Here is a 6,000-nt window from a genome sequence, read left to right as displayed (position 1 = left end):
GGTGTGGGGTGGTGGTTTCGGGTTCGAGGTCGAGGAAGCTTTCGCCTGGTTGGTGTGGGGTGGTGGTTTCGGGTTCGAGGTCGAGGAAGCTTTCGCCTGGTTGGTGTGGGGTGGTGGTTTCGGGTTCGAGGTCGAGGAAGCTTTCGCCCGGTTGGTGTGGGGCGTCGGTCTCGGGTCCCAGGTCGAGGAAGCTCTCCCCCGGCCCGTGGTCTACCGGGAGCGCAGGGAGGGATGGGCCGTCGGTGCCGGTGCCGGTGCCGGTGCCGGTGCCGGTGCCGGTGTCGGCACGGTTGCGGTTCGTGGGGAGTCCGGCGAGGTGATGGTCGATGAGCTCCTCCAGGTGCTCCGCCGGAGAGAGGGCGAAGCGGCCTGCGGGATTCTGCGCATTGTGTCTGGCTCCCCATACCGCGTTGTAGGAGCCGTTGGCCGCCCCCGCGACCCAGTCGCCGGACAGCCCGTAGACACTGTCCTGAGCCGCGGCCTCCGCCATGCCGGTCACCGCGCCGAAGCCGGCGTTGAAGCCCACCACCGTGCCCCACTGGCCCAGCGTCCGAGCGTCGTTCGGCAACTTGGTGAAGAACGGCTTCTTGGCGAGGTTCTTCAGCCCGGTCGTGGCCGCACCACCCACCAGCCCCATGCCGAAGCCCACGGGTGCTCCGACCGCACCGTTGACCGCGGCCACTCCCAGTTCACGGCCGTCGAGGGAGCGCCGGTGGCCCTCGCCGAGTTCGATGATCTGGGCAAGCAGCGCCATACCGACCATGGCGACGACGGATTCGGCCAGGCGCGTCAGCAGATGAGCGACGGCCTGGCGCACGAAGGCCAGACAGAGCACCCTCGTGGCGACGATGTCCGTGGCAGCCTTGGCCGCTCCGCCGAACAACCAGAGCGCCGAGTCGATGATGAGCTGCAGGAACAGCACCACCAGGGCGCCGATGATCTCGATGCGCAGCGTCTCGATCTGCAGCGCCTCCTCATCCAGCGCCTCCGCGGCGGCCTCGGCGGCCTCCACGAGGACGTGCAGCACCGCGTCGGTCTCCTCCACTCCTGGACCGCCGACGAGCTGGGCCAGGAAGGCATCGACGGCGGCCTCGCCGGCGCCGGACAGGGCAGTGGCCGCCAGCGATCTCACGGTTCCGACCCGCTCGACGAGGGGTTCGAGCGAGCGCGCCGTCTCCCGCCACGCCGCCGCCTCGGCGCGGAGCGCCGTCTCGTCACCGGTGGGCCAGCGGTTGCCGGTGGTGATGAGCAGCAGGTTCTGCAGTTCGGGCGGCACGTTGTGCGCGTCCACCATGCGGGGCCGTCCGTTCTCAGACGTAGGTGGTCCGGGTCCGTGCGAGGGCGATCGCTACCTCGGCGTTCTCCTGGGTCGTGTGGTAACCGGTGTCCATGGCCGCGAGGTTGTCGGCGATGTTCCGGAGCACCTGCGGCAGCGCCTGTACGGCGTGGAAGAGCGCGTCGCGCGGCTCGGCGAACACGCTGCCGAATGCCTGCCCGAGGGCCGGATCGTCGCCCCAGGGAGCCGGCCCGGAGCGCCGGACCGCGCTCGCCAGGTTCTCCGCGAGGCCGGTGGCGTCCTCAGCCGCCTCCTCGGCTTCGGCGACGGCGCGCTCCAGCGCCTGGAAGTCGACGGCGAATACGCCACCACGGGGCATCCCTTCCCCGGGCATGCCGGAAGCGCGCGGATCCGGACGGGGCGCGGCCACGGGCACGTTGCGGTAGCCGTCGGGTGGAGAGGGAACCGATACGCCCCCGTTCACCGGCGGCGGTGTATCCGGCACAACTCGTCTCCTGTCCGGTCGCATGCGGGCACCGCCGTCCAGGACGTGGCCTGACGAGCGGTCGACCGAGCTGCTCACGCACAACTCCGGTCACGGTCCGACCACATCACCACCACCGGGCTCCGGACCCCTTCCTGACGGACCTCTGATGCGCGCACCCCGCCCCCTGACGGGAACCTGACGGCGGCGGACCGGTTGGCCGGGGCCGGTCCGGAACCCGGAGCTGTGGGGTCCTGCGGACTGGTCGTCGGCATCGGACGGCGGCGCAGGGAGCGGCCCTGACGACCTCCGGGGTGCGGGGGCAGAACTCCCCGCCGGACGGGCAGAGTCCGGGGGGAATCCGAGGGTGACGCGTGTGACGGATGTGGAATGTCCACGCATGCGGATGGCGAGCCGCGCGGCGGGATTCAGTGGCCGTCGAGTTCATTCGCCCGGCCTGTCGTCGGCGCGGCCCCTGATCCACGGATGCCGCGAACCCGCCATCCCCCCTCCGAAGTTCAGGAGCACAAGGTGCCCTCGCAATTCCTCAGACGCTCCCGCGGCGCAGCCGCCGTCCTCGGCCTGAGCGTCGCCCTGCCGCTGTGCGGCGCGGCCTCCGCCCAGGCGCACGAAGCGAATCGGTGCGGTTCGATCGGTGTCGAGTACACCGCGGACCGCGGCCAGCACTGGTTCAGCGGCGGTGTCATCGCGCAGGAAGCCCCTGCGACCAGGATCGACGTACGCCTCAAGGGCGAACCGGCGGAAGGCTGCCAGTACGTCGTCTCGCTCGCCTCGTACGGCACCGAAGGCCCCAACTGGGCCGTCTCCGGCACTCAGACGTTCCTCGGCTGGGACAGTGTGGTCCTCACCAGGGATCTGCGGCAGACGGTGCTGGACGTGTCCGCGTTCACGCCCGAGTGCTTCGGGCAGATCGATCTCTACAGCGGCGACCGCAAGTACGACGGCAAGGACGCGCCGGTGCCGCACTACCCGGACTCGCAGATAGGGTCCCACCTCATCGCGCACTGGAACGGTGGCTCCGCCTGCACCGTCACGCCCCCCATGGACACCCCGCCGACGGGCACTCCGACGACTCCGCCCGCGACCACCCCGACACCCGACACGACCACCCCGCCGCCCGTCGACACCCCGCCCCCGAGCACGACACCCACGACCGTTCCTCCCGCACCCGCCCCGAGCACGACCCCGGCCACCGACACGCCGTCCCCCTCCGCGTCCACCACGCCTCCCGCGGCGGCCACCCCGGACGAGCCCCCCACCAGCTCGACCGTGCCCGGCACGCTGGCGAGCACCGGCGGCGACAGCACCACCACCCTGGTGACGACCCTCGGGGCGATCACCCTCGTGGCCATCGGTGTCGGCCTGTACGTGTTCACCCGCCGCCGTCGCTATGTGCCCGGCAACTGACCTGCCCCGTAAGAGAATCGTCCCGCCCTGCCGACCGCTCGGCACGGATACGGACGAGAGGGCCCGACGCCTCGTGGCGTCGGGCCCTCTCGTCGTGGCGGACGGTTCCGCTCAGCCGTGCGAGACGTCCAGCGCGTAGAAGGCGACCTTGGCGCCCTTCGTGCTGCTGTCGGACGCGGACTGGTTGTAGGCGCCGGCCTTGAAGTACTGCTGGTAGGAGTTGAAGGAGCCCGCGATGGGGTAGTGCGTGGTGCTGCCGTTCACCGTGAGGTCGATGGTGTCGCCGCCCGAGACACCGATGGTGTAGCTCCACTTCTCGCCGACCGCGACGTGCCCCACCGTGTGGGTGGTCTGGCCGCCCGCGGGGGAGTTCTCGGTGCCCAGCACGATGTCGCCGTTGGCGTGGTAGTACAGCTCCAGAAGCGGCTTGGTGGACGATCCCCCCGACCCCAGGTGGATCTGGCCCACGCACACGTTGGACGACACGGACACGACGCGCAGGGTGGCGCTCATCCGGTGGGTGCCACCGAGCGACCACTCGTTCATCTCCCGCAACTCCGACCGCGGCGACTTGGAGTTGGGCGTGGTGACGCCCTTCTCGGGCGACCAGAAGGTCATGGCCCCGTCGCTGTCGGTGTAGAAGTAGGAGTCCTCGTACCCGCCCGCGAGCTGGGAGGAGGAGACGGTGGTCGGGGAGCCGGGGGAGCCGACCGGTTCCTGCAACTGCCAGATGGAGAGGTCGATGCCGCCGCCGGTGAGGGTGGACTCCGGTGCCTCCGCGTCCGGGTCGCCGCTCGCTCCGAGGCCGCCGGTCCGCTCCGGCAGTCGCGGTGAGGCGGAGCCCGAAGGCGTCGGCGTACCACTGCCTCCCGTCACCCCCGCCGTGTCCGGATCCGCGGCCCGCTGGACCCCGGGGGTGGTCGTGGTGACGGCGTCGAAGGTCTTCAGGAACTGGTAGTCGCTCTGCTCGGTCCCGCTGCAGGAGTCGGAGAGCGTTCCGGCCTCGGGGCACGCCTTGTCACGGCCTGCCGCCCAGAACGCCAGCTGCCGGATCCCCTTCTCCACGGCGAACGCGGTCAGGCGTTCGGCGTCCTGGACGGTGAACACCTCGCCCGGGGTGTCGTTCACGCCGATCATCGGCGTGTTCCCCTCCATCGCCCACAGCTCCTCCGACGACTTCGACGTCCAGATCTGTCCCAGCTGCTCGTGCAGAGCCGTGGCGGCGTCGATCGCGGTCTGCCCCATGTCGGCCACCGCGGAGCCGTAGTCCATCGTCATGATGTTCACGAGCGACACCCGCAGCCCCGTACTCTCGGCGTCGCGCAGCAGGGCCACTCCGTCCGCCTCCAGGCCGCGCGTCCCGGACGGCAGGGTGAACTGCACGTCGAGGGGGTGACCCGCCGCCTCGGACTGCTGCTGCAGTGCGGCCAGAGCCTGGTTGCGCCGGTGGTTGGCCGCGCTGTCGGCCAGCGCGGCGCCCTCGATGTCGAAGTCCAGCCGGGACAGGTCCAACGCGTCGACGACCGACCGGTACTGCTCCTGCAACGCCGTGACGGAATCACACGCCTGCCCGAGCTCGGTCCCCGAGGCGCCGCCGAACGACGCCATCACGTCTCCGCCGTCACCCCGCAGCGCCTCGATGGCCGACAGCCAACTCCCGTCCGTGACCGGAGCGTTCCCGTTGAACGTGGCCTTGCAGCCCCCGCCGTCCAGGACGAACGCCAGCGTGGCGTACCGCAGGCCCGCCCGGCGCGCGTTCTCCAGGTCGGAGGGCGACCCCCAGGTCTCCAGGTAGGGAGCCGCGTACCGGGAGGGCCAGCCGGACCCGCCCGAAGCCAGTTCCGTACCGGTCTCGGGATCACCGGAGGAGGACGGGAGCGCGACGGCCGCACCGTCGTCGGTGACGAACTTCCAGGTGATCCCCTTGACCAGGCCCTTCTCCAGCGGAGCGAGCTGCTGGAAGGCGGTCTGGCTGAGATCGAGGTGGCCGGAGTCGCACGAGGGACACATGTCCTTGACCGGCACGGTGATCGACTTGCCGCCGTACGTCACCTGGACCTCGACGCCGTCGCAGAGCCGGTCCTCATTGGGGTTCGCGGACGTCCACCACTCGTGGGAGACGGCGACGAGGTCCTCGGTGGCCGCGTCGACCTGGGTGCCGCACGCGCCGTACCCCTTGTCGTTGTAGTACGTCATCTGGCCGGAGATGGTCTGGGTACTGAGCGGGTCGTCGGCCAGCGCCAGGGTCACACCTCCCAGGGTGACGGTCACCAGGGCGACCGCACCGCCCGCAATGATCCGATTCCGGATGGACACACAATCTCCTGGTCGGTCTCGTGCCGGTGCGCACCGGCTGACAGCCGGGAAGCCGCCGGGCGACGTTCCGCCTCGTCCGGCGAGCCCCGCGTGGTCCAGTGGTCCCGGACGGACACGGACGCCGCGCTGGGCCGATCATCGGAGAAGCGAACGAGGCGGGAAGCGACGGGCGGTGCCGTCTGCACGGAGAGCCACTCACTCCGCCCCTTCGGCCACGGCCCGGGCGCCGGACCGACCGGCCGCCACTTCAGCGCCGGGAGCGCGAACTCGGAGTACGCCGGCGACCTCACCTGCCTGCCCGTCGGCGGCGGGGGGTCCCGCTCCGTGGCACCGTCATCCGGAGTGCCCAGTGATGTCCTCTCCGTGCACGGTATCGCCGTGCACGGAGAGGGAGGCCGCGGTTCGGGTGCAGCATGGGCGACGCACGCCGGCTCGCCCTTCCAGTAATTCGCACCTGTCATGTACCCCACCCGGCTTCGGGGAGCCCGGAAGTACG

The 6,000-nt window shown here is 70.8% G+C and carries 4 protein-coding genes and 1 pseudogene; 1 reads left to right on the top strand and 4 read right to left on the bottom strand.

Going from position 1 to position 6,000, the window contains the following annotated elements; translation table 11 throughout:
- Both ACWCSV_RS30520 and ACWCSV_RS30515 read right to left on the bottom strand, forming a co-directional pair.
- On the bottom strand, window positions 1-1,294 hold a 1,294-nt coding region (locus tag ACWCSV_RS30520), incomplete at its 3' end, for a WXG100-like domain-containing protein (protein ID WP_451147734.1).
- 16 nt (window positions 1,295-1,310) lie between these two features.
- Window positions 1,311-1,655, bottom strand: a complete 345-nt coding sequence (locus ACWCSV_RS30515) for a hypothetical protein (RefSeq protein WP_451147732.1) — start codon at window positions 1,653-1,655, stop codon at window positions 1,311-1,313.
- A 636-nt stretch (window positions 1,656-2,291) separates the two neighbouring features.
- Here ACWCSV_RS30515 and ACWCSV_RS30510 point away from each other — a divergent pair.
- Complete coding sequence (locus ACWCSV_RS30510) at window positions 2,292-3,188, top strand: LPXTG cell wall anchor domain-containing protein (RefSeq protein WP_451147730.1); 897 nt, start codon at window positions 2,292-2,294, stop codon at window positions 3,186-3,188.
- 111 nt (window positions 3,189-3,299) lie between these two features.
- Here ACWCSV_RS30510 and ACWCSV_RS30505 read toward each other — a convergent pair whose 3' ends face one another.
- Together ACWCSV_RS30505 and ACWCSV_RS30500 are read right to left on the bottom strand one after the other, a co-directional pair.
- On the bottom strand, window positions 3,300-4,013 hold the full coding sequence (locus tag ACWCSV_RS30505) for a polysaccharide lyase family 7 protein (RefSeq protein ID WP_451147760.1): 714 nt from the start codon (window positions 4,011-4,013) through the stop codon (window positions 3,300-3,302).
- 1,110 nt (window positions 4,014-5,123) lie between these two features.
- A pseudogene (locus tag ACWCSV_RS30500) lies at window positions 5,124-5,504 on the bottom strand (cysteine/serine endopeptidase inhibitor); the annotation flags it as partial.
- Window positions 5,505-6,000: the final 496 nt, after the last annotated feature.

It is taken from the genome of Streptomyces sp. NPDC001770 (assembly GCF_053596135.1).
This window is presented reverse-complemented; position numbering and strand designations above follow the sequence as displayed.

Coding starts and splice junctions, on each gene's coding strand:
- ACWCSV_RS30515 (WP_451147732.1), bottom strand. CDS start 1,655: ATGCCCCGTGGTGGCGTATTCGCCGTCGACTTCCAGGCGCTGGAGCGC.